The sequence below is a fragment of the Kitasatospora sp. NPDC048365 genome (assembly GCF_043200835.1).
GTDB lineage: Bacteria > Actinomycetota > Actinomycetes > Streptomycetales > Streptomycetaceae > Kitasatospora > Kitasatospora terrestris.
Map to the genome: position 1 here is coordinate 88,864 of NZ_JBICYJ010000020.1, position 26,241 is coordinate 115,104.

A 26,241-nucleotide genomic window follows, 5' to 3' on the forward strand; every position below is an offset into this window, starting at 1 on the left:
AGCCCTGCGTGTTGTCCACAGCCGAACGGGTGAGTCGCCCCACGGGCCGGAGATCGGGGCACGCTTCCGGCCATGAACGACGACCGCGGCACCATGCCCTCCGCCCAGATCCCCGGTTTCCTCCCGGTCCGCATGCGTGGGCCGGCCGACATGGCCGAGATGCTCCCGTACCTGCTCGGCTTCTTCCCGGACGACTCGATCGTGGCCGTCGGGCTGATGGGGCCCGCCCTCGAACAGGGCGGCGTGATCCGGATCGACATCCCGGAGGACGCCGCCCGGTGGTCCCGCGTGGCAGAGGACGCGGCGCGGCTGCTGGTCGAGCTCTCCGAGCAGCGTGGCCGGAGGCCGGACCAGGTGCTGCTCTACCTCTGCCGGGATCCCGATCCGGACGGGGAGGCGGAACCCGACCCCGGCGGCAGCCTCGGGCCGGACCGCCGTTCCGACCGCGGTTCCGACCGGGGGCCCGACCCCCGCGCGGAGGGCCGGGCCGGAGGGCCGGCGGTCCTCGCCCGTCTGCAGCCGCTGGCCCGTGCGCTGGCCCGGGCCTTCGAGAACGAGGGAGTGGTGGTGAAGGAGTCGCTCTGCATCTCCGCCGGGCGGTGGCGCTCGTTCCTGTGCACCGGGGCGAGCTGTTGCGATCCCGACGGCACACCGGTCCGGCCCGCGCACCTGCCGAGCCCGCTGGCCGCTGCGGCGACCTTTGCCGGGCTCGCCCCGAGGGGCAGCCGGAAGGCCATCGTCGCGGGCCTCGCACCCGTGGGCCCGCCGGTCTCGGACGTCCAGCGACGGGCCATCGAGGAGGCCGGGCCGCCGTTCATCCGGGAGCTGACCGGCCCGCGCGGCCGGGCCGGGACGGTCGACCGCACCGGAGAGCTGATCGCCGAGGCGATGGCGGCGTTCGGGGCGGGCGCCAAGGGGCTCGACGCGGCCCAGACCGCCCGCCTGCTCGTCGGGCTCCAGGACAAGCTCGGCCGCGACCGCGGCGCGGAGTACGCGGAGCCGCACGAACTGGTCCCGGCCCAGCGGCTCTGGCGCTTCCTCATCCAGCGCTGCGTGCCGCCGTTCGACTACCTCGCGACCCCGCCGATGACCCTGCTCGCCTGGGCGTCCTGGCTCGGCGGTGACAGCGCGACCGCCCGCATCGTCCTCTCCCGCGCCCTGGACCTCGACCCCGGGTACACCCTGGCCCAGCTGCTCTACGAGTCGCTCAACGGCGGGCTGACGCCGGAGAAGCTGTTGGAGGCGGTGCGCCGCGAGCGGTCCGAGCGGATCCGGCACAGCGGTACCGGGCGCCCGGAGGGCGGCGCGGTGGAGGCACCGGGCATGCCTGACGGACGGGGCGGGCCTGAGGGGCCGAAGCCGAGGACGCCGGAGGGGCCGGTGGGCCCGGAGAGTCCGGACGGACCGGACGGGCCGGTGACGCCGGCGGGGCCGGATCGTGGGGACCGGGCGGATCCGGGGCTCCCGGCCGCCTCGGGGGCCGGTGAGGAAGCGGGCGGGGTTCGCCGGGCCGGCGCGGGGGAGCGCGGTGCCGGGCCCGGGGCGGGGGCTCGCTGTCGGGGGTCGCCGGATGCCGGTGGTGACCCGGGCGGTGGTCAGCCGCCCGAGCTGCCCGGGCCGGGGGAGGACGGTCCTCCGGTCGGGGACGCCGCAGCAGGTGCCCGGCGCTCGGCCCGGCGGCGGATCCGGCTGCGGGTCCGGCAGGCGGCCGAGCAGGGCGCGGAGATCCCGGGCCCGGACCGGGGGAAGCCGCGCGGGCGAGCGGGTGGAGGGCGGTCGAGGTGAGCGCGCTGCTTGCGCGGGTGCTCGGGGCCGCGCGGGGGAGGGCGGCCGGTCCGGCCGCCCTCCCGGGCGGGCGGTTCCGGCTAGATCTCGCCCTGGGCCATCCGGATCAGCCGGTCCAGCACGCCGCCCCCGCTGACCCGCAGGCCGTCGTGCTCCCACTCGTTGGTCACCCACACCCGGGTGTTCGCGACGGCGTCCGCCGTCTCCAGGGAGTGGGCCGTGTCGACGTACATGTCGTCGTGGTAGACAGCCGCGAAGACCGGCACCTCGTTGGTCGCGAGCCGCTCGGTGTCGTACAGGTCGCTCCAGTCCGTGCGCTCCGCGAGCAGCTGCGCCGTCTCGCGCAGCGGCCGCAGCGACGGGTCGGTCTCGAACATCCAGGGGTAGATCATCTCCCCGGTGAACAGCACCGGCCGGTCGTCGGCCAGCGCCTGCGCGGCGTCGAACTCGGGGAACTCCTTGCGCACGCGCTCCGCCGACCACTCCGTGCCGCGGCCGTCGACCGAACACTGCCCGTAGATCGACTCGTGCAGCACGGCGTACAGCGGCCCCTGGGCGAAGGAGAGCTGCGCCTGGGCGCCCGCGAGGAAGGTGTCGGAGAGCTCGGGCCCGGCCGCGCCGTCCACCCACGCCTCCTCCAGCAGGTAGTGGAGGCTGAACGAGCCGGTGCCGCTGCCGAGCATCATGCCCAGCGCCTGGAACGCCTCGACGGTCAGCGTGCCGCCGTCCGGCAGGGTGGCGGGGCGCTCGGTGAGGTGGGCGGCGATCCGGCGCACCGCGGCCACGTCCTGCGGGAAGCGCCGGTAGTGGCCGGCGTTCTTGCGGGCCACCCGCGGGTACGCCGCGCGGTAGACCTCGTCCGCCGAGCGGCGCAGCCCGGCCAGTCCGCCCGTCACGAACGCCTCGCGCAACCCCTCCGGGGCCAGCGACAGGTAGGTCAGGGTGCAGAAGCCGCCGAAGCTCTGGCCGAGCAGGCTCCACCGGCCGTCCGGACCCAGCAGCCGGTGCCGGACCAGCTCGGCGTCCCGCACGATCGAGTCCGCGCGGAAGTGGGCCAGGTACTCGGCCTGCTGCCGGGCGTCGCCCCGGCGGGTCAGGGTCTGCCGGGTGGCGGGCGTCGACCGCCCGGTGCCGCGCTGGTCGAGCAGCAGGACGCGGTAGTCGTCGAGCGCCCGGGTGAGCCAACCGTCCTTGCCCAGCGGGCGGTTGGCCTTGCCGCCCGGGCCGCCCTGCAGGTAGACCAGCCACGGCAGGTCGTCGTGCACCCGGCCGGGGGCGACCACCTCGCGCGCGTAGAGCTCGATCTGCTCGCCGTCCGGGGCCCGGTGGTCGAGCGGGACCTGGAAGACGTGGTCGGTGGTGACGATCCCGGGCAGTCGGCTGACGGTGGACATGCAACTCCTTGGTGCGGGGTTGTTGCTGCTGAGTCGGGGCGGCGTCCGCCGGGGTCTCCGGTGCGGGCGCCACTGCCTCCGCACCGTATCCTGACGGCGGACCGGATCCGGTGGAGGGCGGCCGCCGACGGCGGCGACCCGAGGCCGACACCACGACCGGACCACCACCGGCGCCCTGCGGGGGCCCGGGGGCGCGCCGCCGGGCGGGCACCACGCGGTGCCGGCGCTCGAGCCGACCTCCGGTGTCAGGGCGTGACCTGGGGCGGGTGCACGGCGTTCAACCTGCGGAACGCCACGGCGCTCCGCACCGGCGTCGGACTCCCGGCCGCAGTCGGGCGGCCACCGCGCAGTGTCGCGCGACCGGCGTCACGGCGGGACGGACACGTCCGTAGACGAGAGAACAGACCCGCTCCGGCCGGGTGGCCGGGGGCCGCCACCGTCCGGGCCGCTGCCGCGCACACCGGCGGCGGCAGAGCAGCACAGACCGCGATCGAGCACACTCGCGGCCGGCCGGAGACGCAGCCGCCGGTCGACCGAGGGGAGGAGAACCCGGTGACCGCCTCAAGGCCACCACAGGCAGCACCGCACTCGGCGCCACCTGTCCCCGCAGCCACCCCGCAGCACCCGGCCGGCCCCGCCCCCGGCCCGGCCCGCGCGGGCGCTCCGGGCGGTCCCGGCGATGCCGGCTTCCACGGCGGCTCCCACGGCGGACCGGGTCCGTCCGCAGGCGCGCCGGCGGCGCCGGGTACGCCCGGGACGGCGCCCGTGCCGACCGGGGCAACGGCGGGTGCCCCGACGGGCCCTGTCGGCTTCGGAAGTCCGGCCGGTCCACCGCCGGCCGTGGGTGGTGCCGGTGGTGCCGGTGTTCCCGCCGGTCCGCCGCCCGGCATGGGCGGCGCCGGGGTACCTGCCGGTCCGCCGCCGGGCATGGGCGGCGCCGGGATTCCGGCCGGCCCGTCGGGACCGGGTGGTGCCGGGCTGCCGGGTGGCCAGGTGCCCGGCCCGGGTGGGCAGCCGTTCGGACCGCCGCGCCAGCAGGCGCCGCAGGCGCCGGCCGGGCCGCGCCCGCAGCCGGTGGCGTCCCACGACGCGGTGATGTGCGTCAGCGCGCCCGGCATGGCGATCTCCGCGTCCGACGGCCAACTGCGCGGCCAGGGCATGCACGGCTTCTTCCGCTCGGGGGTCCGCACCCTCGCCCGGATGGAGATCCGCCTCGGCGGAATCGAGCCGATGCCCCTCCAGGGCACCCTCACCTCGACGTCCGCCGCCCGTTTCGTCGGCGCGGTCCGGATTCCCGGCGACCCCGACCCGGATCCCGCGCTCACCGTGGAGCGGCTGCGGCACGCCGACGGCATAGAGACGGTGACCGTTCGCAACACCGGGCTCCGCCCCGCCAGGCTCCCGCTGGAGATCGCGCTCGGCACCGACCTGGGTCTGCTCACCGACATCGCGGCCGGCCGCCGCACCGCCGACCTGCCCGGCCAGGTGCAGTCGGCGGGGCTGCGCTGGTCCGGTCACGGCCGGGGAGCGGCGGTGTCCGCACGTCCCTCGCCGCACGCCGTACTGGCCGGCGCGGGCGTCCTGCGCTGGGACCTGGAGGTGCAGCCCGGCGCCCGCTGGTCGGTCGAACTGCACGCGGAGGTGGAGACGGCCGCCGGCGCAGGCCGGCCCCCGACGGGCCGGGGCCAGGGCGTCCCGCTGCCCTGGGCGGAGCCCGAGGTCCGGTGCGACGACCAGCGGGCCGAGCGGCTGGTCGCCCGTTCGCTCGACGCGCTCGGCGGGCTGCTGCTCGCCGACGCGGACCGCCCCACCGACCTGTACACCGCCTCCGGTGCCCCCTGGCGCTTCGGCCTGACCGCCGCCGACGCCCTGTGGGCGGCCCGGCTCACCCTGCCGCTCGGCACCCGCCTCGCCGCGGGGACCCTGCGGGCACTGGCCCGCCGCCAGCACGTCGCCGGCCCGGCCGGCCCTGCTTTCGGCCAGTCCGGCAGCACCGGATCCGTCGCCGGGTCCGGCAGCGGGTCCGTCCCGGTCCCCACCTTCGTGTACGGGACCGGCGCCGACAGCGGTGTCACTCCGGCCGCGCCCGCCGGCGGGTCGGCGGGTGGCCACACGGCCCCTGCCGCACCGAGCGCCGCTTCGTCCACCACCACCGCCCCGGGCGGTACGGCCGGCGCGGGCGGTGCCGCGTCCGAGACGGCGCATCCGATGGACGGCGTCGTGCCCGGCCCGCTGCGCCACGGCGGCCCCGAGCTCCCGCCGACCTGCACCGCGACCGAGGCGACCCTGCTGTTCGTCACGGTGCTGGCCGAGGCGTGGCGCTGGGGCATGCCCCGGGCCGAGGTCGCGGAGCTGCTGCCCGTCGCCGAGCGCGCGCTGGGAGCGCTGCGGGCGGCGGTCGCGGACGGCACCGACGGACCGGAGGGCTTCGTCACCGACCTCGGCCGGTCGGCCGCGGAACGGGCGGCCCGACCGGGCGCGGCCCGCTGCGAGGTGCAGGCGCAGGCCCACCGTGCGGCGCTGCACGGCGCCGACCTGCTGGACGCCTTCGACCGGCCGGGCGCGCAGGAGTGGCGGTCCTGGGCGGCCGGGCTGCGCGAGCGGTTCCGCGAGCGGTTCTGGATCGACGACCTGTCGGGCGGCCGACCGGCCGCCGCGCTGCTCCCGGACGATCGGCCGCTGCCGGCGCTGGCGTCCACCCTGGTGCACCTCTTCGACGTCGGCCTGGCCGGCGACGGCGACTCGTACGAGGGGCTGCTGGACCGCGAGCAGTCCCGACTGCTCGCCCAGCGCCTGGTCACCCCGGAGCTCGACTGCGGCTGGGGGCTGCGGACGCTCAGCGCCAAGTCGCCCCGGTTCAACCCGCTCGGCCACCGCAGCGGCGCGGTCCGGGTGCACGAGACGGTGCTTGCCGTCTCCGGGCTCGCCGAGGCGGGGTTCGAACGGGAGGCGGGAGCGCTGCTGGAGGGGCTGCTGGACAGCTCCACCCACTTCGAGGCCCGGCTCCCCGAGATGTACGCGGGCGAGCAGAAGGTGGCGGACTGTCCGCCGGTGCCGCACCACGCCGCATGCCGGCCGGCTGCGGTGTCCGCCGCGGCCGCCGTGCACCTGGTGCTGTCGCTCGCCGGCGTGCGGCCCGACGTGCCGTCCGGGCGGGTGGCGGTGCGTCCGGCCAGCACAGCGCCACTGGGCGAACTGCAGCTGACCGGGCTTCGGGTCGCCGGTGAGCCGTTCTCGGTCCGGGTCAGCCGGATCGGCGTGGCGGTGGTGGAGGAGGCCCCGGCGGCGCTGCAGCTCGGCGCCCGCTGACGTGCCGGCACCGGTTCGCACCTCCGGCCGGCGCCGGGCGGCACCCCGGGCTGGCACTGGGCGGTACCCCCGGCCGGCACTGGGCGGCACCCCGGGCCGGCACCGGGGCGGTACCCCCGGCCGGCACTGGGCGGCACCAAAGACCGGTGCCGGGCTGTGGATCGGGCTGCGGGGCGGGCTGTCCCTCGGGACGGTTGCCCCACAGCCGGTGCGCCGGGCTGCGCCTCGGGCCGTGCGTGGGGCAACCGTCCCGAGCTCTGTGTTTATCGTCAGAGAGACGACTATGATCGTCGCCATGTCGCGCTATGACCCGTCGGCCTTCCCCCCGTTCGCCGTGACCGTCGACCTGGTGGTGCTGACGGTGCGGGACCACGCGCTGTGCGCGCTGCTGGTCAAGCGCGGCGAGGCGCCGTTCCAGGGTTACTGGGCGCTGCCCGGTGGCTTCGTCCGCCCGGACGAGGGCCTTGCCGAGGCGGCCTCCCGCGAACTCGCGGAGGAGACCGGCCTGCGCGCCCACTCCTCGGCGGGCCAGGCGACGGCCGGTGCCCACTTGGAGCAGCTGGCGACGTACGGGCACCCGCAGCGGGATCCGCGCATGCGGGTGGTCAGCGTGGCGTACCTGGTGCTCGCGCCGGACCTGCCGACGCCGCGCCCGGGCGGTGACGCGAGCGGTGCCCGCTGGGCGCCGGTCGGCGAGCTGCTCGGTGCCTCCCCGGCGGACGGCGTGCCGCTCGCCTTCGATCACGGCCAGATCCTCGCCGAGGGCGTGGAGCGGGCCCGGTCGAAGATCGAGTACTCCTCGCTGGCGACGGCTTTCTGCCCGCCCGAGTTCACCGTCGGCGAGCTGCGCCGGGTGTACGAGGCGGTGTGGGGCGTGGTGCTGGACCCGCGCAACTTCCACCGGAAGGTGACCGGCACGCCGGGCTTCCTGCTGCCCTCCGGGGGCACGACGACCCGTCAGGGCGGGCGTCCGGCCCAGCTCTTCACAGCGGGCGGTGCGACGCTGCTCAACCCGCCGATGCTGCGCCCGGAGTCCTGACCGGGCGCTCCGAGCGGGCTGGCTCCGGCCGGGATCCGACCGGGATCCGACCGGGCTGGCTCCGGCCGGGATCCGACCGGGATCCGACCGGGCTGGCTCCGGCCGGGTTCCGACCGGGATCCGACCGGGCTGGCTCCGGCCGGGTTCCGACCGAGTTCCCCGGGCGAGTTCCGGTCGGGCCCTGACCAACTCCTGACCGGCGGGCGACCGAGTCCTGCTCCGGTCCTGGTCACGCCGCCGCCGGGTCGTCCGGCGGAAGCTGTCGCCTGATCGAGTGAGGCGCGCGGCCACACCCCCTCCGACGCATCCGGAATGCCCGGAATCTACCGCTCCGCGTCCTACTGTGCTGGCGGCAGGCACAGTGGACGGCGCCCGGACAGGGGAGCGGCAGTGATGATCCAGATCACCGGACTGACCAAGGTCCACCGGCGCGGGCGGCCCCCGGCGCTGCTGGACCTGACTTTCGACGCCCGCCCCGGCGTGGTGACCGCGCTGCTCGGTGACGCGGGCGCGGGCAAGACCACCGCGCTGAGGCTGATGGTGGAGCTCGAACGCGGCCTCGGCATCACGCTGTTCGACGGCCGCACCTACCGCAGCATCCGGCGCCCGGAGCGCGAGATCGGCGTGATGCTGCCCAGCGCGCGCCCGACCGCCGGGCACCCCGGACAGCGGGCGCGCAGCCATCTGCGGATGCTCGCGGGCAGCGTCGGCGTCCCGGCCCGGCGTGCGGACGAGTTGCTGGAGCAGGCCCGGCTGGCGGCCGTGGCCGAGCACCGGCTGCGCGCCTTCTCGCCCGGGATGAACCGGCGGCTGGCCCTGGCCGCGGCCCTGCTGGGCGACCCGAACACGCTTTTGCTGGACGCCCCGACCGAGGGGCTGTCGCCGCGCAACGAGGAGTGGTTCCACGCTTTCTGCCGCTCCTTCGCGGTGGCCGGCGGGACGGTCGTGGTGACCACCCGCAGCCCGCAGGAGGCGGCCTCGCTCGCCGACCGCGTGGTCACCCTGGACCGGGGCCGGCTGGTCGCGGACCAGCCGGTGGCGGAGTTCCGGCGCACCCGGCTGCACCCCGAGGTCGCGGTGCGCGGCCCGCAGATGGCCCGCCTCGCGGACCTGCTGACCGGCCAGGGGGCGCAGGTTCGGCGGGACGGCGGCGCGGGGCTCGCGGTGAGCGGCATCGGTCGCACCGAGATCGGCGAACTCGCCTACCGCCACGGCATCCTGCTGCACGAGCTGGCCGACCGGGTGGTGGAGCAGCCGGTGCCGTACCCGTCGCTGCCGAGCGGTTCGGGCCGCTCGGGGCACGTCCGGGTGCGCGGGCGTGACCGGCGCGCGGCGGAGCCCGTACCGGCGGCGCGGCCGGAACCGGCGACCGAGCTGCTGTCCCCGGTCGGCCGGGAGGAACCGCTGTACGAGCCCGTCCCGGCCGCCGTGGTCGTCGGACGCCCCGCCGAGTCCGAGCCCGATCTCGCACCGGACCCGGTGCCGCAGCACCTGGGCGCGCACCCGGGTGCATACCCGGGCGTCTACCCAGGTGCGCACCACGTGGGAGCGCACCAGATGGGCGCGAACCCGGCAGCGCAGCATCTGGGGCCGCAGTCGGGAGCGCAGGTGGGGCAGCAGTCGGTGCTGCCGCCGACCGGCCGGTTCGCGGACCAGGAGCCGTTCCCACTGGACGGGTACCCGGCGCAGGGCCAGGCGGTGCGGCCGGAGCGCCCGCTGTTCCGGGAAGAGCCGGCGCTCGGCGGCGGTGCGGAGGGCGACGGCGGGCAGCCGCCGTTCCCCGGCCCGCTCGCGGGCCACTGATCCGCCGTCACCACGCGGCCCCACCCGTACCCCTCACACCCCCAGCCCCGCCCCACCAAGCCCCGCCCCATCCCGCCCCGCCCTGTCCCGCCCCGCGCCCGACCCGCGCCGGGCCCGAACCCCGGAACGAGTGACCCGTGCGCGTACTGGCCTACGAGCTGCGCCGCCTGCGCGGCCTGCGTTCGACCTGGTTGATCCTGGGCGCCGTCCTGCTGGCCGACGCGGCCGTGGCGGCGGTGCTGGCCCGGCAGTTGCCGGACGGCGAGCTGTCGGTGGCGGCGGCGGTGCGGTGCGTGGCGGCGGTGGTGCCGCTGCTGCCGCTGCCGGTCGCGGCGCTCGGCGCGGGCGCGCTCGGCGCGCTGTCGTACGGGCACGAGGTGCGTTTTCCGGGGCTGGCCGCCTCGCGGGTCTCGTTCGGCCGCCGGATCGGTCTGGTCGGCGGCAAGCTCGCGGTGATCGGCGCGGTGTCGGCGCTGCTGGCGGTGGTGTCGCTGGCGGTGGACGCGGTGGTGGTGCGCTTCGCGGCGCTGCCGGGCGGGGTGGACGGTTCGGCGGTCTTCGACGGGCTGGCGGCGTTCCGCCCCGGAGCGGGCGCGGCGGTTGCAGAGGGCGCAGCGGGCAGCGCGGTGGGCGGCACGACGGTCGCGACGGACGGTACGGCGGGCTCGCTGCTGGCGGAGGGTTCGGCCGGCCGTCCGCTGCTGGCGTTCGTGGTGATGGTGGTGCTCGGCGGCTGCGCCGGCCTGCTGCTGACCTCGGTGGTGCGCAGTGCGGCGGCGGGTCTGCTGGCGCTGTGCGCGCTCCCGGCGCTGCTGGAGCCGACCGCGGGGCTGGTGCTGCGTCAGGGCGGCCTGGACTGGCCGGTGTGGGCGCGCGAGCTGATGCCGTTCCAGTACGGGCTGGACTGGGTGCGCGGGGCGCCGGGTGCGGTCGCGGCGGCCGGTCCGGAGCCGCTGCTGCTGGCCGCGCTGCTGGCGCCGGTGGTGGTGCTGCTGGCGGCGGGCGTGCTGGTCCAGTTCCGTCGCCGGGCGCTCTGACCGGCGCCGGCCAGGACCGAGAGGGCCCGATGTGACCGCAGTAGGACCGGTTTGGCCGTTTCTTCCTGATAAGAAGTCAATTATCCAGTCACGGTCGATCACCCTTTCGTGTGCTTTTCACGAGAATCCTCAAGGCGGCTCCGCCGATCGCCGACAAAGGAGCTGTGAGTACCCTTGCGCACCCCACCATGACCGCAGCCCGCGCGGCCGAGTCGATCTCGGCCGGCGAGCTGGACCGTTTCCCCTACGCCGACCGGCCCACCCCGCCCGCCCCCCGCTGGGAGGGGGCCGAGTCGGAGCTCGGCCGGGTCGGCCGGAAGACCACCAGCAGCCGCGGCCGCGGCCTGCACGGCCAGCTGGTGCAGCAGCTCGGCCAGATGATCGTCTCCGGCGACCTGGGCGCCGACCGTCCGCTGGTGCCGGAGGAGATCGGCCAGCGCTTCGAGGTGTCCCGCACGGTCGTCCGCGAGTCGCTGCGGGTGCTGGAGGCCAAGGGCCTGGTCTCCGCCCGGCCGAACGTCGGCACCCGGGTCCGCCCGGTCGGCGACTGGAACCTGCTGGACCCGGACATCATCGAGTGGCGCGCCTTCGGCCCGCAGCGCGACGAGCAGCGCCGCGAGCTGTTCGAGCTGCGCTGGGCGATCGAGCCGCTGGCCGCCCGGCTGGCCGCCGGCCACGGCCGGGAGGACGTCCAGGCCCGCCTGGTCGAGCTGACCGAGATCATGGGCCACGCCGGGGCCCAGGGCGACCTGGTCAGCTACGGCCGGGCCGACGCCGAGCTGCACGGCCTGGTCCTGCAGATGGCGGGCAACCGGATGCTGGAGCACCTGTCCAGCATCGTCTCGTGCGCCCTCCAGGTGTCCGGCGGCCCGGGCACCACCTGCGAGCGCCCGTCCGACTCGGCGGTCAGCCTGCACGCCCGGCTGGTCGACGCGCTCGGCATCGGCGACGGCACCGCCGCCGAGGCCGCTGTCCGCGCGCTGCTCACCGTCCACCCGGACGTCGAGCACGCGGTCCCCGCCCCCCGCGAGCACTGAGCGCGGTCCGGACGATGGACCGATCGACCGCCCCCGCCGCGCCGACCCCCCATCGGCGCGGCCGGACGGGCCGTCGCAGCGGCGGGACGTAGGCTGCCCGGGGCAGGTGGAGGCCGTTTCCCGGCGGTGTGACCCGCGCCACGACGGGCATGCGTAACACTTGAGGGGCGGCAGCGATGTGTACGGAGCGGAAGCAGCTCCGGAATACCACCACATGTCACAATGCTGTGTTGGTCTGCGGCGCTGCTGCCGTCCCGCAGACCCAGCCCCGTCCACCCACCCGAGTCCTCGGGCGGTCGGGTCCGGGTTCGTGTCCACTCATCGTCCGAGAGGTTGTTCGTGTCGGCCAGCACATCCCGTTCGCTTCCCCCCGAGATCGCCGAGTCCGCGGCACTGCTGGCGCTCATCGAGCGGGGCAAGGCCCAGGGGCAGATCGCCGGTGACGACGTGCGCCAGGCGTTCGAGGCGGACCAGATCCCGGTCACCAAGTGGAAGAACGTCATGCGCAGCCTCAATCAGGTGCTGATTGAGGAAGGCGTGGACCTCATGGTCAGCGCGGCCGAGCCGGCCGGCGCCAAGCGCAAGAGCGTTGCCGCCAAGAGCACCACCAAGCGCACTGCGACCAAGGCGGTCACCACCCGTACGCCTGCCGCGCCGACGAAGCCCCCGGTGCGGATCGCTCCTTCCCCGACCAACGTGGCCCCGGCCGCGACCGTCGCCGCCTCGGTGGCCGCTGCCGAGGTGACGGTCGTCGAGACCATCGACTCGGGCGAGTCGAAGCCGGTGGCGAAGAAGATCGCCGCGGCTCCGGCGAAGAAGGCCGTGGCCAAGAAGGCCGCTGCCGCGCCCGCCAAGAAGACCGCTGCCAAGAAGACCGCCGCCGGCAAGGCCGGCGCCAAGGGCGACGAGGAGCTGGGCTCCGAGGAGGAGCTGCTCGAGGACGTCGCGCTGCCCGGCGACAAGCCGGAGGGCGAGGCGGAGGAGGAGACCGACCAGGGCTTCGTCCTCTCCGACGACGACGAGGACGACGCGCCGGCCCAGCAGGTCGCCGTCGCCGGTGCCACCGCCGACCCGGTCAAGGACTACCTGAAGCAGATCGGCAAGGTTCCGCTGCTCAACGCCGAGCAGGAGGTCGAGCTCGCCAAGCGGATCGAGGCCGGCCTGTTCGCCGAGGACAAGCTGAGCCAGGCCGACAAGCTCGCACCGAAGCTCAAGCGCGAGCTGGAGATCATCGCCGAGGACGGCCGCCGGGCCAAGAACCACCTGCTGGAGGCCAACCTCCGCCTGGTGGTCTCGCTGGCCAAGCGCTACACCGGCCGCGGCATGCTCTTCCTGGACCTGATCCAGGAGGGCAACCTGGGCCTGATCCGTGCGGTCGAGAAGTTCGACTACACCAAGGGCTACAAGTTCTCCACCTACGCCACCTGGTGGATCCGCCAGGCGATCACCCGCGCGATGGCCGACCAGGCCCGCACCATCCGTATCCCGGTGCACATGGTCGAGGTCATCAACAAGCTGGCCCGCGTCCAGCGCCAGATGCTCCAGGACCTGGGCCGCGAGCCCACCCCGGAGGAGCTGGCCAAGGAGCTCGACATGACCCCGGAGAAGGTCATCGAGGTCCAGAAGTACGGTCGCGAGCCCATTTCGCTGCACACCCCGCTGGGTGAGGACGGCGACAGCGAGTTCGGTGACCTGATCGAGGACTCCGAGGCGGTCGTCCCGGCCGACGCGGTCTCCTTCACCCTGCTCCAGGAGCAGCTGCACTCCGTGCTGGACACCCTGTCCGAGCGCGAGGCGGGCGTGGTCTCGATGCGCTTCGGCCTGACCGACGGTCAGCCGAAGACGCTGGACGAGATCGGCAAGGTCTACGGCGTGACGCGTGAGCGCATCCGTCAGATCGAGTCGAAGACCATGTCCAAGCTGCGTCACCCGTCGCGCTCCCAGGTGCTGCGCGACTACCTGGACTAGTCGCTCGACGAAAGGGCCCCTCCGCCGCGGCGGAGGGGCCCTTTCGCTTGTCGCTCGTCCGGGTGGCCCGGCGACGCGCCTCCCGTGCGGAGGGTGATCGCTCGACTACGCTGTGCCGGTTGCTCCCCGTCGATCATCTGGAGATCCGGTGCCGCCCTTCCTGGACACGCTCCCGGCCCGTCTCGGCCGTCGGGCCGTCGCCCTCGTCGCGCTGGCCGCCCTGCCCTCCCCGCTGCTGGTGCTGGGTGCCGCGCAGCCGGCCGGGGCTCAGCGGCGGATCGTCGGCGGGTCGACCGCCTCGACCGCCGACCACCCGTGGATGGTGGCGCTGTCCAGTCGCAAGCAGTTCGGCAGCGCGCACTCCGGGCAGTTCTGCGGCGGGGCGCTGGTCACCGGGACGAAGGTGGTGACGGCGGCCCACTGTTTCTACGACGAGTCGACCGGCCGCCGGACCGACCGGCCGGGGCTGCGGGTGGTGCTCGGCCGGGACGACCTGCGCGGCACGGCCGGGCGGGAGGTCGCGGTCAAGAACGTCTGGATCGACCCGGACTACAGCTTCGCCGCCAACACCCGGGATGTGGCGGTGCTCACGCTGGCCGAGGCGCAGCCGGAGCGGCCGGTGATCGAGCTGGTCGGTCCGGGCGAGAGCGAGCCGTACGCGGAGGGCACGCCGGCGACGGTGTTCGGCTGGGGGGACACCCGCGGCGACGGCAGCTATTCGCCGGTGCTGCGGCAGGTGACGGTACCGATCGTCTCGGACGCGGTCTGTGGTCACGCGTACCCGGCGGGTGGCGACACCGCGTACGACGCGCGGACGATGGTGTGCGCGGGGGAGGAGCGCGGCGGGAAGGACGCCTGCCAGGGCGACAGCGGCGGGCCGCTGGTGGTGGCCGGGCGGCTGGCCGGGCTGGTCTCGTGGGGCACCGGCTGTGCGGAGGCGGCCCACCCGGGCGTCTACACGCGGGTGGCCGCAGTGGCCGAGTCGGTGCGCTCGGTGCTGTAGGCCGGCGTGCTGTTGGCCGCCGGGCGCCCAGGCGCTACGGACCGCCGGGCGTCACGCGCGGTGCGTCACGCCCGGTGGTCTGACGGTCGCTCAGGGTGGCGGCCGAAAAAGACCGAAGCCGGGCGGTGGGCCCGAGGACCCACCGCCCGGCCGGCGTCGACCGTGGTCGACTCAGCTCGGCGAACGACCGTGGACGGTCAGCGCTCGTCGTCGCTGGCCGAGTTCGGCGTCGCCGACAGGCGGCCGCTCTCGTCCTGTATGTCGACGGCGATCTTCTTGAGCTCGGGCTCGAACTTCCGGCCGTGGTGGGCGCAGAAGAGCAGCTCTCCTCCGCTGGCGAGGACGACACGCAGGTAGGCCTGGGCGCCGCACCGGTCGCAGCGGTCGGCCGCGGTGAGCGGGCTCGCAGGGGTCAGAACAGTAGTCACGTCGCCTCTTCTCTAGCTCGACGAGCTGTGTACCAGGATCAACATCCAACCAGGTCGAATTCGTTCCCGCTCGTGGCTTTTCTCTCTGAGGATTTCGCTGCGGTGTTGATACGCCTTGTTGATGAGGAGGTGCCCCGGGCTCCGGTGGTTCATGCGTACCGAATTCCGTGGTGCACCCCCGCACCTCGAACGCCCGATCGGTTCGGGCTCCGGGTCCGCGTAGCATAATCCTCCGCCGGGTTGGAGCATAGCCCCGCCGTGGCGCCCGGTAGCCTGCATCACAGCAGCTCCGCCGCCTGCCCGGCCCGCCACGTTCCGACAGGATCCGTGGTGTCAGCAGGAGATGGCATCCTCGGACCCGCGCGGTCGCCGGAGGTCTTGTTCGCGCAGCGCGTACAAGCCGAGCGGGCCCCGAAGGACGGTGTCTCAGTTGCTGAGAGCGTGCGGGGTGTCCGTCAACGAGGTGGAGGAGTGCACAGCGTGAGTGGGAAATCGACCGTCCCGGCCTCTCTGGTGACAGGGGAGGACGGGTCCAACTACACCGCGCGGCACCTTCTCGTCCTGGAGGGCCTGGAGGCGGTCCGCAAGCGCCCCGGCATGTACATCGGCTCGACCGACAGCCGCGGCCTGATGCACTGCCTGTGGGAGATCATCGACAACTCGGTCGACGAGGCGCTCGGCGGCTTCTGCGACAAGATCGACGTGCTGCTGCACGAGGACGGCTCGGTCGAGGTCCGTGACAACGGCCGCGGCATCCCGGTCGACGTGGAGCCGAAGACCGGCCTGTCCGGCGTCGAGGTCGTGATGACCAAGCTGCACGCCGGCGGCAAGTTCGGCGGCGGCTCGTACGCGGCCTCCGGCGGTCTGCACGGCGTCGGCGCCTCCGTGGTCAACGCGCTCTCCGCCCGCCTGGACGTCGAGGTCGACCGCGGCGGCCACACCCACGCGATCTCTTTCCGCCGCGGCACCCCCGGCATCTTCACCGAGCTCTCCCCGGACGCGCCGTTCGAGGCGGGCAGCGGCCTGGCCAAGAAGGGCAGGGCGACCCGGGGGAAGACCGGCACCCGGATCCGCTACTGGGCGGACCGGCAGATCTTCCTCAAGGACGCCAAGCTCTCGCTGGACCTGCTGCACGCCCGCGCCCGGCAGACCGCCTTCCTGGTGCCAGGCCTGACCATCATCGTCCGTGACGAGCGGCTGACGGAGAGCGAGAAGGTCCGCACCGACACCTTCCGCTTCGACGGCGGCATCAGCGAGTTCTGCGAGTTCCTCGCCCCCGACAAGCCGGTCTGCGACGTGCTGCGGCTGCACGGCGAGGGCACCTTCAAGGAGACCGTCCCGGTCCTCGACGAGCTCGGCCACATGACCCCGACCGAGGTCACCCGCGACCTCGGCGTGGACATCGCGCTGCGCTGGGGCGCCGGTTACGACTCCACCGTGCGCTCCTTCGTGAACATCATCGCCACCCCCAAGGGCGGCACCCACGTCACCGGCTTCGAGCGCTCGCTCGCCAAGACCGTCAACGAGGTGCTGCGCTCGGCCAAGATGCTGCGCGTCGCCGAGGACGACATCACCAAGGACGACGCCCTGGAGGGCCTCACCGCGGTGGTCACCGTCCGGCTCGCCGAGCCGCAGTTCGAGGGTCAGACCAAGGAGGTGCTCGGTACCTCGGCGGCCAACCGGATCGTCGCCGCCGTGGTCGCCAAGGAGCTGAAGGGCTTCCTCGCCTCCACCAAGAAGGACGAGAAGGTCCAGGCCCGCGCCGTCCTGGAGAAGGTGGTCGCCGCCGCCCGCACCCGGGTCGCCGCCCGCCAGCACAAGGAGGCCCAGCGCCGGAAGACCGCGCTGGAGACCAGCTCGCTCCCCGCCAAGCTGGCCGACTGCCGCAGCGACGACGTCGACCGCAGCGAACTCTTCATCGTCGAGGGCGACTCGGCGCTCGGCACCGCCAAGCTCGCCCGCAACTCCGAGTTCCAGGCGCTGCTGCCGATCCGCGGCAAGATCCTCAACGTGCAGAAGGCCTCGGTGAGCGACATGCTCAAGAACGCCGAGTGCGCGTCGATCATCCAGGTGATAGGAGCCGGCTCCGGCCGCAGCTTCGAGATCGACCAGGCCCGCTACGGCAAGGTCATCTTCATGGCCGACGCCGACGTCGACGGCTCGCACATCCGCTGCCTGCTGCTCACCCTCTTCCAGCGCTACATGCGCCCGATGGTCGAGCAGGGCCGGGTCTTCGCCGCCGTCCCGCCGCTGCACCGGATCGAACTCACCAACCCCAAGCGCGGCCAGGAGAAGTACCACTACACCTACTCCGACGGGGAGCTGCGCCGCACCCTGCTGGAGTTCCAGGGCAAGGGCCTGCGCTGGAAGGACCCGATCCAGCGGTACAAGGGCCTCGGTGAGATGGACGCCGACCAGCTGGCCGAGACCACCATGGACCCGCGCCACCGCATCCTGCGCCGGATCAACCTCGGCGACCTGGACGCGGCCGAGCAGACCTTCGACCTGCTGATGGGCAACGACGTGGCGCCGCGCCGCGAGTTCATCGTCGACTCGGCGGCCACCCTGGACCGCTCCCGGATCGACGCCTGACCGACCGCGGCGGCGAAGGGCCTCTCCACCCCCGGGTGGAGAGGCCCTTCGCCGTTCGGTTCCACCCCGGCTCCGATCCCCGCGGCCCGGCCGGTCCGTAGCGTCGAGGGGGTCAGCAACCCTGCAGTCGGGAGACCGAGATGACCACCCTCGCCAACGTCCTGATCGCCCTCGTGGTGGTCGTCCTGGTGGTCGGCCGCCAGCTCAAGGCCCGCCCCCTGGAGACCGGCCGCCGCCCGTGGCTCGTCCCCGCGGTCCTCGCGGTGATCGCCCTGCGCGACCCCGCGCTGATCGACCACGACCACCGGGTCACCGCCGTCCTGCTGCTGGCCGGCTCGCTGCTCACCACGCTCGCCATGGGCTGCGTCTGGGGCTGGACCGTCCGGCTGTGGCGCGACGACAGCGGCACGCTGTGGACCAAGGGCACCCGGGCCACCGCATACGCCTGGCTCGGCATGATCGCGGTCCGGATCGGCTGGTACGGCGCCGCCGCCGCGCTGCACGTCCGGCAGGGCAGTGCCGTGCTGCTGCTCTCGCTCGGCGGCATGCTGCTGGTGCGCGGCCTCGTGGTGAACTGGCGGGCACGCGGCGTCGAGCACGGCCACACCCTCGCCGCCTGAACCCGACCCGAGAGGATCCGCCGGTGACCACCCTGGAGCGCTGGACCCGCTGGCCCGCCGGGGACGTCCCGGTCCGGGACCGGCTCACCCCGGCGCGCCGGGTGCTCGCCGTCGGCGGGCGCTCGGTGCTGCTGGTCGTGGTGGTGGTGAGCACCTTCGGCGGCGGCCGGTTCACCGGCTGGCGGGTGCTGCCGCCGATCGGCTGGCTGCTGGGGGCGGTCGCCCTGGGCACCGCCTGGTACCTCGCCGTCCGGGCCCGCCGGCTGTGGGGCGTGCTCGCCGCCACCGCCGGGCTGCTGCTGGTCGCCGGCCTGGCCGCCGAGGGCGGCGCCCACACCCTCGCCTCGGTGATCTGGTGCGGCCTGGCCGTGGTCTCGCTGGTCCGGCTGCCGCTCGCCGCCGCCGTGATTACCGGCGCCGCCGCGCTGGCCTCGTACGGGCTGATGTCCGGCGACCCGCTGGTCGCGGTGGCCGGGGTCACCGCCGGGATCGGCCTGTTCGGCTACCTGCTGCGGCTGGACACCCAGGCGCGCTCGGCGCAGCGCGAGCTGCTGGCGCAGGAGCGGGCCGCGCACGCCGCCCGTGCCGAGTCAGCGGCGCTCGCCGAGCGGGCCCGGATCGCCCGGGAGATCCACGACGTGCTGGCGCACAGCCTCTCCGCGCAGCTGGTCCACCTGGAGGCCGCCCGGCTGATGATCGACGGCGGCGCCGACCGCGGGCAGATCCGCGAACGGGTGGTCGCCGCCCGGCGGATGGCCCAGGACGGGCTGATCGAGACCCGCCGGGCGCTCTCCGCGCTGCGCGGCGAACTCACACCGCTCGGTGAGCAGTTGGCCGAGCTCGCCGAGCTGCAGCGGGCCGAGCTGCGGATCGAGGGCACCGTGCGGCCGCTGCCCGCCGAGGCCCAACTGGCGGTCCGGCGCACCGCGCAGGAGGCACTCACCAACGTCCGCAAGCACGCTCCGGGCAGCCGGGCCACGGTCGTCCTGGTCTACCGGGACGACGCGGTGGAGCTGGAGGTGGACAACACCGGCGACACCCGCCCGCCGGGCGGCGGGGACTCCGCGCTGGCCGACAGCGGCTCCGGGTACGGTCTGCTGGGGATGCGCGAACGCGCCGAACTGCTCGGCGGCGAACTGCTGGCGGGCCCGGACGATGCAGGAGGATGGCGCGTGCGGCTGACGGTGCCGGCATGAGCGGGGACGCGATCAGGGTGGTGGTCGCCGACGACCAGACGGTGGTGCGCGAGGGCATCGTGATGCTGCTCGGGCTGCTGCCCGGGATCGAGGTGGTGGGGGTCGCCGCGGACGGCGAGGAGGCCGTTCGGGTGGTTGCCGAGTTGACGCCGGACGTGGTGCTGATGGACCTGCGGATGCCCCGCTGCGACGGGGTGGAGGCGACCCGGCGGATCCGCGCCGGGCACCCCGGCACCGAGGTGGTGGTGCTCACCACCTACGCCGACGACGACTCGCTCTTCCCGGCGCTGCGGGCCGGCGCGCGCGGCTACCTGACCAAGGACGCGGGCGCCGAGGAGATCGCCAAGGCGATCGCGGACGTCCGCTCCGGCGCGGCCGGGCTCGCCCCGCAGGTCCAACTCCGGCTGCTGCAGCACCTCTCCGGGCCGCCATCCGCGCCGACCGCGCCGACCGCGCCCGCCACTGCGGCAGCGCTGCCGGACGGGCTGACCGCGCGCGAGGCCGAGGTGCTCGCGCTGATCGCCGAGGGCCTGTCCAACACCGAGATCGCCGGCCGGCTGTTCATCAGCCAGGCGACCGTCAAGACGCACATCAACAACCTGTTCGCCAAGACCGGGGTCCGCGACCGGGCCCAGGCGGTGACGTACGCGTTCCGGCACGGGCTCTCCGGCGCCGGTTCGTGAGCTGACGGTGCCTCACCACATCGGGTGAACGTATCTGCACCGGTTCGCGGTAGCGGACGGTGACGCTCCATCATGGTTCGGTCGGCCCCAGTCGGACCATGGAGCAAGCAGTGGCACAACAGGAACGGTTCGACTGGTGGGTCGGCGGGCCGGCCCCGCGCGCGGCCCGGGCCGCCCGGGTCGCCCGGGCGACCCGCCGGGTCCCGGCGCCGCGTCCCGCCGAACGGACCCGCGGCGGCGAGGTCTACCGGGCGGTCCAGGCGGGCGACGCCTTCCAGGAGATCCGGCGCGGCTACCGCCGCTTCACCTTCCCCGCCGTGGCCGGCTTCCTCACCTGGTACCTGCTGTTCGTCACCGCGCAGGCCTTCGCCCCGCGGCTGATGGCCCGCCAGATCGCCGGCCCGGTCAACCTGGCCTGGGTGCTGGGCCTGCTGCAGTTCGCCAGCACCTTCCTGCTGACCTGGCTGTACGCCCGCAACGCCCGTACCAAGCGCGACCGGGCCGCCCTGGAACTCCGCTGGGACACCCAGGACCAGCTGCGATGAGCGCCCACTCGCACCACGGCCTGGCCGTCGCCCTGTTCGCGGTGGTCGTCCTGATCACCCTGGCCATCACCCTGTGGGTCGGCCGCCGCGGCCACGCCGCCGAGGACTTCTACGCCGGCGGCCGGGACTTCAGCCCGCTGCAGAACGGCTTCGCCCTGTCCGGAGACTACCTCTCCGCCGCCTCGTTCCTCGGCGTCACCGGCCTGATCGCGCTCTACGGCTACGACGGCGTGCTCTACAGCATCGGCTTCCTGGTCGCCTGGCTGGTGGTCCTGATGCTGGTCTCCGAACTGGTCCGCAACTCCGGCCGCTACACCCTGGCCGACGTGCTGGCGCTGCGGATGCGCCAGCGCCCGGTCCGCGCCGCCGCCGGCACCGCCTCCCTGGTCGTCACCCTGATGTACCTGGTCGCGCAGATGGTCGGCGCGGGCAGCCTGGTCGCCCTGCTGCTGGGCACCGACAGCGCCCAGGCCAAGGGCTGGACCATCGTCGGGGTCGGCGCCCTGATGATCGTCTACGTCACGGTCGGCGGGATGCGCGCCACCACCTGGATCCAGATCGTCAAGGCGTTCCTGCTGATCGCCGGCTCGCTGCTGCTCACCGTGCTGGTCCTGGTCCGCTTCCACGGCGACCTCGGCGAGCTGATGCGCACCGCCGCCGACCGCAGCGGCGCCGGCCGGGCCTACCTGGAGCCGGGCCTGCGCTACGGCGCGAGTACCGTCAGCCGGCTCGACTTCGTCAGCCTGGGCCTGGCCCTGGTGCTCGGCACCGCCGGGCTGCCGCACATCCTCAGCCGCTTCTACACCGTGCCCACCGCCCGGGCCGCCCGCCGCTCCACGATCTGGGCGATCGGCCTGGTCGGCTGCTTCTACCTGATGGCGATCGTGCTCGGCCTCGGCGCCGGCGCCCTGGTCGGGGCCAAGGCCGTCCGGCAGGCCAACCCGGCGGGCAACACCGCCGTGCCGCTGCTCGCCCGCGACCTGGGCGGCGGCGCCGGCTCGACCGGCGGGGTGGTGCTGTTCGCGGTGATCTCCGCGATCGCCTTCGCCACCATCCTCGCCGTGGTCGCCGGGCTCACCCTCGCCTCCTCCGCCGCCTTCGCGCACGACCTGTACGCCCGCGCCTGGCGCCGCTCCGACGAGCGCGAGGTCACCGAGCAGCAGGAGGTGGTCGCCGCCCGGATCTCTGCCGTGGTGATCGGCGCGCTCGCCGTGCTGCTCAGCCTGTTCGCGCAGCGGATGAACGTGGCCTTCCTGGTCGGCCTGGCCTTCGCGGTGGCCGCCTCCGCCAACCTGCCCACCCTGCTGTACAGCCTGTTCTGGCGGCGCTTCACCACCCGCGGCGCGGTCTGGGCGGTGTACGGCGGCCTCGTCCCGGCCGTGCTGCTGGTGCTGTTCTCGCCGGTGGTGTCCGGGGCGAAGACCTCGGTGATCCAGGGCGTCGACTTCCACTGGTTCCCGCTGGAGAACCCCGGGCTGGTCTCCGTGCCGCTGGGCTTCCTCGCCGGCTGGCTCGGCACCGTGCTCTTCCGCGAGACACCGGACGAGGACCGCTACGCCGAGCTGGAGGTCCGTTCGCTGACCGGCGCCGGCGCGGCCTGAGCCGCGCCCGCCAGGGCCGCGCCGGCCCGGGCCGGACTCAGCGCGCGGGCGTCAGCACGTACCGGTGCTCCGGGCGGCCGGTGTCGCCGTAGCGCAGGGTGAGCCGCAGCCGGCTGTCGCGCTCCAGCTGCTTGAGGTAGCGCTGCGCGGTCGACCGGGACAGGCCGGTCTCCTCCGCGACCTCCTGCGCGGACAGCGGGCGCCCGGCCCGCCGCAGCGCGGCCAGCACCAGGTCGGTGGTGGGCGCCGAGTGGCCCTTGGGCAGGCCGGCCGAGCCGGGGGAGGAGGTGCGCAGCGCGGAGAAGATCCGGTCCACCTCGTCCTGGCCGGCCTCCCGGGCGGCCGCCCCGGCCAGGGTGTGCCGCAGCTCGGCGTAGCCGGTGAGCTTCTCCCGCAGGCCGGCGTAGCTGAACGGCTTCACCAGGTACTGCAGGGCGCCGTGCTGCATCGCCGCGTGCACCGTGGACACCTCGCGGGCCGCGGTCACCATCATCACGTCGCAGCCGATCCCGGCCGCCCGCATCCGGCGGACCAGCGCCAGCCCGGTCTCGTCCGGCAGGTGGTGGTCGAGCAGCACCAGGTCCACCGGGTGCCGCTCCAGCGCCGCCAGCGCCTCGGCCGCGCTGTGCGCCCGCCCGACCACCCGGAACCCGGGCACCTTGGCGACGTACGCGGCGTGCACCTCGGCCACCCGGAAGTCGTCGTCCACCACCAGTACGTCGATCATCACGCCTCCACCGGTGCGATGTGCAGGGCCTCGGGCAGCACCACGGTGAACCGGGCGCCGCCGAGCGGGTCGTCCCCCACGGCCACGGTGCCGCCGGCCCGCTCGACCAGCCGGGCGACCATCGCCAGGCCCAGGCCGCGCGGGCGGTGCTCCGGGGCCCGCTTGCTGCTCCACCCCTCGTCGAAGATCCGCCCGCGCAGCTCCGCGGGCACCCCCGGGCCGGAGTCGGCGACCTCCACCACCAGGGCCGCGCCCTCGGCGCGCAGCGCCACCCGCACCGCGGGCCGGGTCCGGTAGAACACCTCGCCGGCCGGCAGCGCCCCGCCCGGACCGGGGGCGGCCGCGTCCAGGGCGTTGTCCACCAGGTTGCCGACCACCGTGACCAGCGCCCGCGAGTCGACCGCCGCGTCCGGCAGGTGGCTGTCCGGGGAGACCGTGAGGCGGACGCCGCGCTCGGCGGCCACCGCGGTCTTGCCCGCCAGCAGGGCCGCCACGTGCGGGTCCTGGACCTGCGCGGAGACCTCCGCCGCGACGGCCGCGTGCGAACCGGACTGCTCGGAGATGAACTCCGCGGCCTGCTCGTGCCGGCCGAGCTCCAGCAGGCCGAGCAGGGTGTGCATCCGGTTGGCGTGCTCGTGGTCCTGGGCGCGCAGCGCCTCGGTCAGGCTCCGGGTGTTGTCCAGCTCGCGGACCAGCGACTCCAGCTCGGTCCGGTCGCGCAGGGTGGTGACGGCCCCGCCGTCCGCGGTGGCCATCCGGTTGACCACCAGCACCCGGTCGTCCCGGACGGCCGGCAGGTCGGTGCCGGTGATCCGCCCGGCCAGGACGTCCGCGAGCCGGCCCGCGGGGATCACCTGGTCCACCGGCCGGCCCACCGCGCCGTCCGGCAGCGCCAGCAGCCGCACCGCCTCGTCGTTGGCGAGCCGGATCCGGCCCCGGGCGTCGAGCGCCACCACGCCCTCGCGGATGCCGTGCAGCATCGCCTCCCGCTCGATCAGCAGCGCCGAGATGTCCGCCACCGCGATGTTGTGGGTGCGCCGCTTCAGCCGGCGGGCCAGCACCAGGGTCGCCGCCAGGCCGGCGGCCAGGCCCGCGCCCGCGCAGAGCAGGATCCCGGCGGCCATGTCGGCCAGCCGGTGGCGGATCGAGTCGTCGCTGATCCCGACCGACACCTCGCCGACGATCCGCCCGTCCGCCGCCCGCAGCGGCACCTTGCCGCGCGCGGTGCGGCCCAGCGTGCCCTGCTGGATCGCGGTGACGCTCTCCCCGCGCAGTGCCGGCTCCGGGTCGGTGGAGACCCGCTGCCCGATCCGGGCCGGGTCGGTGTGCGACAGCCGGATGCCGTCCGCGTCGGTCACCACCACGAAGCTCGCGCCGGTGGCCAGCCGTATCTGCTCGGCGTCGCGCTGCACGGCCACCGCGTCGCGCTGCTCGGCGGCCCGGGCGATCGCCTCGTCCTGGGCGGTGACCTGGGCGATCGACAGCGCCCGCTGCATCGCGTCGCGGTCCAGCTCCCGGCTGACCGGGGCGAGGAACAGGCCGGCCGTCACCGCGGTGACACCGACGGTCACGACCGTCTGGGCCAGCAGCAGCTGGGCGAAGACCCGCCGGGGCCAGTGCGGTCGCCGCATCGCGGGCTCCTTCCTCGTCAGCCCCCGCCGCAGTTGTAGCGCAAGCAAAACGAGCAGAACAGCCCTCAATGCCCGAAAACCGCGTTACGCCGACAAGACTGCCACCACCCCCACCTGCGCTCCTAACCTCCCGGAAACACAGCACAGACCCTGGAGGTGGTGGCCGATGAAACTGCCCGGAGCAGCCCCGGCGATCGAACTGACCGGCGCGACCAAGCGGTTCCGCACCCCGTCGGGCGCCCTGCACACCGCCGTCCGCGACCTGGACCTGACCGTTGCCCCCGGCGAGTTCGTCGCGGTGGTCGGCCCGACCGGCTGCGGCAAGTCCACCACCCTGACCCTGGTCAGCGGCCTGGAGGAGCCCACCGAGGGCGAGGTGCGGGTGCACGGCGAGCCGGTCACCGGCATCGACCCCAAGGTCGGCTTCGTCTTCCAGCAGGACGCCGTCTTCCCGTGGCGCACCGTGCTGTCCAACGTGATGGCCGGCCCGCGCTTCCGCGGCGTCCCGGCCGCCGAGGCCAGGGAACTGGCCCGCGACTGGCTGGCCCGGGTCGGCCTCGCCGCCTTCGAGGACCGCTACCCGCACCAGCTGTCCGGTGGCATGCGCAAGCGCGTCGCGCTCGCCCAGACCTTCGTCAACGACCCGAAGATCCTGCTGATGGACGAGCCCTTCTCGGCGCTCGACGTGCAGACCCGGGCCCTGATGTCCGACCAGCTGCTGGAGCTGTGGTCCGGCACCGGCTCCTCGGTGGTCTTCGTCACCCACGACCTGGACGAGGCGATCGCCCTCGCCGACCGGGTGGTGGTGATGACCGCCGGCCCGGCCACCGTCAAGGAGATCTTCACCGTGGACCTGCCCCGGCCCCGCACCGTCGAGGCCGTCCGCCTGGAACCCCGCTTCGTCGAGCTGTACCGCGAGATCTGGGCCTCGCTCGGCGAAGAGGTCCGGATCACCCGTGAGAGAGGAGCGGGACATGCCGCTTGAGACCGCCGTCGCACCGGCCCCCGCCGCGACCACCCGCACCCAGGTCCGCGAACGGGCCGCCCGCAACCGGAAGCTCGGCGTGTACGGCGCCCGGGCCGGCGTCCTGGTCGGCGTGCTGGGCCTGTGGGAGCTCTGCGCCCGGCAGGGCGTCATCGACCCGTTCAACTTCTCGCAGCCCTCGAAGATCTGGGCGCAGATCTGGCAGTGGACCACCCACGGCACCGCGCAGGGCTCGCTCGGCGAGCAGATCGCCTACACCCTGTACGAGGCGTTCACCGGCTGGGTGCTCGGCGTGGTCGGCGGCGTGCTGCTCGGCATCGCCCTCGGCCGGGTCCGCTTCCTGGCGGACGTCCTCGGCCCGTACATCAAGGTGCTCAACGCCATCCCGCGGATCGTGCTCGCGCCGATCTTCCTGATCTGGTTCGGCCTCGGCCCCGCCTCCAAGGTGGCCTCGGCGGTGGTGCTGGTCTTCTTCCCGGTGTTCTTCAACGCCTTCCAGGGCGCCCGCGAGGTCGACCGCAACCTGGTCGCCAACGCCCGGATCCTCGGCGCGAACAACCGCCGGGTCACCCTGCAGGTGGTCATCCCCGCCGCCACCAGCTGGATCTTCACCAGCCTGCACGTCAGCTTCGGCTTCGCCCTGATCGGCGCCATCGTCGGCGAGTACATCGGCGCCACCAAGGGCCTCGGCCTGATGGTCGCCGCCGCCCAGGGCACCTTCAACGCGGCCGGCGTCTACGCCGCGATGACCATCCTCGCCGTCGTCGCCCTGCTCACCGAGGGCCTGCTCACCTTCGCCGAGAAGCGGCTCTTCCGCTGGAAGCCCGCCGACAGCGGCGACGGCCGCTGACCCCCCGC

20 protein-coding genes are annotated in these 26,241 nt (G+C 74.5%); 16 read left to right on the forward strand and 4 right to left on the reverse strand.

The features are described 5' to 3' along the window. The first annotated feature begins 72 nt into the window (after window positions 1-72). Window positions 73-1,785, forward strand: coding sequence for a DUF4192 family protein (locus ACGFX4_RS21450; protein WP_393076660.1), 1,713 nt, complete (start codon window positions 73-75; stop codon window positions 1,783-1,785). Between the two features lie 80 nt (window positions 1,786-1,865). Here ACGFX4_RS21450 and ACGFX4_RS21455 read toward each other — a convergent pair whose 3' ends face one another. Next, window positions 1,866-3,179: an alpha/beta fold hydrolase gene (locus ACGFX4_RS21455; protein ID WP_393076663.1), complete on the reverse strand. Its 1,314-nt coding sequence runs from the start codon at window positions 3,177-3,179 to the stop codon at window positions 1,866-1,868. A gap of 993 nt (window positions 3,180-4,172) precedes the next feature. Here ACGFX4_RS21455 and ACGFX4_RS21460 point away from each other — a divergent pair. From ACGFX4_RS21460 to ACGFX4_RS21490, 7 genes are all read left to right on the forward strand, one after another. Then, window positions 4,173-6,488 carry a glycogen debranching N-terminal domain-containing protein gene (locus ACGFX4_RS21460; RefSeq protein ID WP_393076666.1) on the forward strand — a complete coding sequence of 772 codons (2,316 nt, stop codon included), beginning with the start codon at window positions 4,173-4,175 and terminating at the stop codon, window positions 6,486-6,488. 295 nt (window positions 6,489-6,783) lie between these two features. Then, window positions 6,784-7,527, forward strand: coding sequence for an NUDIX domain-containing protein (locus tag ACGFX4_RS21465; protein WP_345699260.1), 744 nt, complete (start codon window positions 6,784-6,786; stop codon window positions 7,525-7,527). A gap of 393 nt (window positions 7,528-7,920) precedes the next feature. Next, window positions 7,921-9,330, forward strand: a complete 1,410-nt coding sequence (locus ACGFX4_RS21470) for an ATP-binding cassette domain-containing protein (protein ID WP_393076669.1) — start codon at window positions 7,921-7,923, stop codon at window positions 9,328-9,330. Window positions 9,331-9,467: 137 nt separating this feature from the next. Then, entirely contained in the window at window positions 9,468-10,367 is a 900-nt protein-coding gene (locus ACGFX4_RS21475) for a hypothetical protein (protein WP_393076672.1), read from the forward strand. 110 nt (window positions 10,368-10,477) lie between these two features. After that, entirely contained in the window at window positions 10,478-11,404 is a 927-nt protein-coding gene (locus ACGFX4_RS21480; RefSeq protein ID WP_393076675.1) for a FadR/GntR family transcriptional regulator, read from the forward strand. Window positions 11,405-11,743: 339 nt separating this feature from the next. Then, window positions 11,744-13,372, forward strand: a complete 1,629-nt coding sequence (locus ACGFX4_RS21485; RefSeq protein WP_393076678.1) for an RNA polymerase sigma factor — start codon at window positions 11,744-11,746, stop codon at window positions 13,370-13,372. Between the two features lie 148 nt (window positions 13,373-13,520). Then, on the forward strand, window positions 13,521-14,375 hold the full coding sequence (locus ACGFX4_RS21490) for a S1 family peptidase (protein WP_393076681.1): 855 nt from the start codon (window positions 13,521-13,523) through the stop codon (window positions 14,373-14,375). A 197-nt stretch (window positions 14,376-14,572) separates the two neighbouring features. On the opposite strand, the gene ACGFX4_RS21495 is transcribed toward ACGFX4_RS21490, so the two are convergent. Then, on the reverse strand, window positions 14,573-14,803 hold the full coding sequence (locus ACGFX4_RS21495; RefSeq protein ID WP_345699266.1) for a hypothetical protein: 231 nt from the start codon (window positions 14,801-14,803) through the stop codon (window positions 14,573-14,575). 471 nt (window positions 14,804-15,274) lie between these two features. On the opposite strand from ACGFX4_RS21495, the gene ACGFX4_RS21500 reads away from it, so the two are divergent. The 6 genes from ACGFX4_RS21500 (at window position 15,275) to ACGFX4_RS21525 (ending at window position 22,040) form a co-directional block, all read left to right on the forward strand. Next, window positions 15,275-17,395, forward strand: coding sequence for a type IIA DNA topoisomerase subunit B (locus tag ACGFX4_RS21500; protein WP_393076684.1), 2,121 nt, complete (start codon window positions 15,275-15,277; stop codon window positions 17,393-17,395). Between the two features lie 140 nt (window positions 17,396-17,535). Beyond that, entirely contained in the window at window positions 17,536-18,015 is a 480-nt protein-coding gene (locus tag ACGFX4_RS21505) for a DUF1453 domain-containing protein (protein ID WP_393076687.1), read from the forward strand. Window positions 18,016-18,038: 23 nt separating this feature from the next. Continuing rightward, window positions 18,039-19,211 carry a sensor histidine kinase gene (locus ACGFX4_RS21510; RefSeq protein WP_393076690.1) on the forward strand — a complete coding sequence of 391 codons (1,173 nt, stop codon included), beginning with the start codon at window positions 18,039-18,041 and terminating at the stop codon, window positions 19,209-19,211. Next, on the forward strand, window positions 19,208-19,894 hold the full coding sequence (locus ACGFX4_RS21515) for a response regulator (protein ID WP_393076693.1): 687 nt from the start codon (window positions 19,208-19,210) through the stop codon (window positions 19,892-19,894). The genes ACGFX4_RS21510 and ACGFX4_RS21515 overlap by 4 nt, the downstream gene beginning before the upstream one ends. 110 nt (window positions 19,895-20,004) lie before the next feature. Further along, window positions 20,005-20,439 (forward strand): DUF485 domain-containing protein, encoded by a 435-nt coding sequence (locus ACGFX4_RS21520; protein ID WP_393076696.1) that lies wholly within the window; start codon window positions 20,005-20,007, stop codon window positions 20,437-20,439. Next, the gene (locus ACGFX4_RS21525) at window positions 20,436-22,040 is read left to right on the forward strand and encodes a cation acetate symporter (protein ID WP_393076698.1); all 1,605 of its coding nucleotides are present in this window, start codon (window positions 20,436-20,438) and stop codon (window positions 22,038-22,040) included. Before ACGFX4_RS21520 ends, ACGFX4_RS21525 begins: the two co-directional genes overlap by 4 nt. A gap of 37 nt (window positions 22,041-22,077) precedes the next feature. Here ACGFX4_RS21525 and ACGFX4_RS21530 read toward each other — a convergent pair whose 3' ends face one another. Both ACGFX4_RS21530 and ACGFX4_RS21535 read right to left on the reverse strand, forming a co-directional pair. Next, window positions 22,078-22,767 carry a response regulator gene (locus ACGFX4_RS21530; RefSeq protein WP_393076701.1) on the reverse strand — a complete coding sequence of 230 codons (690 nt, stop codon included), beginning with the start codon at window positions 22,765-22,767 and terminating at the stop codon, window positions 22,078-22,080. Beyond that, window positions 22,767-24,398 carry an ATP-binding protein gene (locus tag ACGFX4_RS21535; protein ID WP_393076704.1) on the reverse strand — a complete coding sequence of 544 codons (1,632 nt, stop codon included), beginning with the start codon at window positions 24,396-24,398 and terminating at the stop codon, window positions 22,767-22,769. The genes ACGFX4_RS21530 and ACGFX4_RS21535 overlap by 1 nt, the downstream gene beginning before the upstream one ends. Before the next feature lie 166 nt (window positions 24,399-24,564). Between ACGFX4_RS21535 and ACGFX4_RS21540 the strand changes: the two genes are divergently transcribed. Both ACGFX4_RS21540 and ACGFX4_RS21545 read left to right on the forward strand, forming a co-directional pair. Next, the gene (locus tag ACGFX4_RS21540; RefSeq protein WP_393076707.1) at window positions 24,565-25,383 is read left to right on the forward strand and encodes an ABC transporter ATP-binding protein; all 819 of its coding nucleotides are present in this window, start codon (window positions 24,565-24,567) and stop codon (window positions 25,381-25,383) included. Further along, a complete protein-coding gene (locus ACGFX4_RS21545) occupies window positions 25,373-26,233 on the forward strand; it encodes an ABC transporter permease (RefSeq protein WP_393076710.1) in 861 nt (286 codons plus the stop codon). Before ACGFX4_RS21540 ends, ACGFX4_RS21545 begins: the two co-directional genes overlap by 11 nt. Window positions 26,234-26,241: the final 8 nt, after the last annotated feature.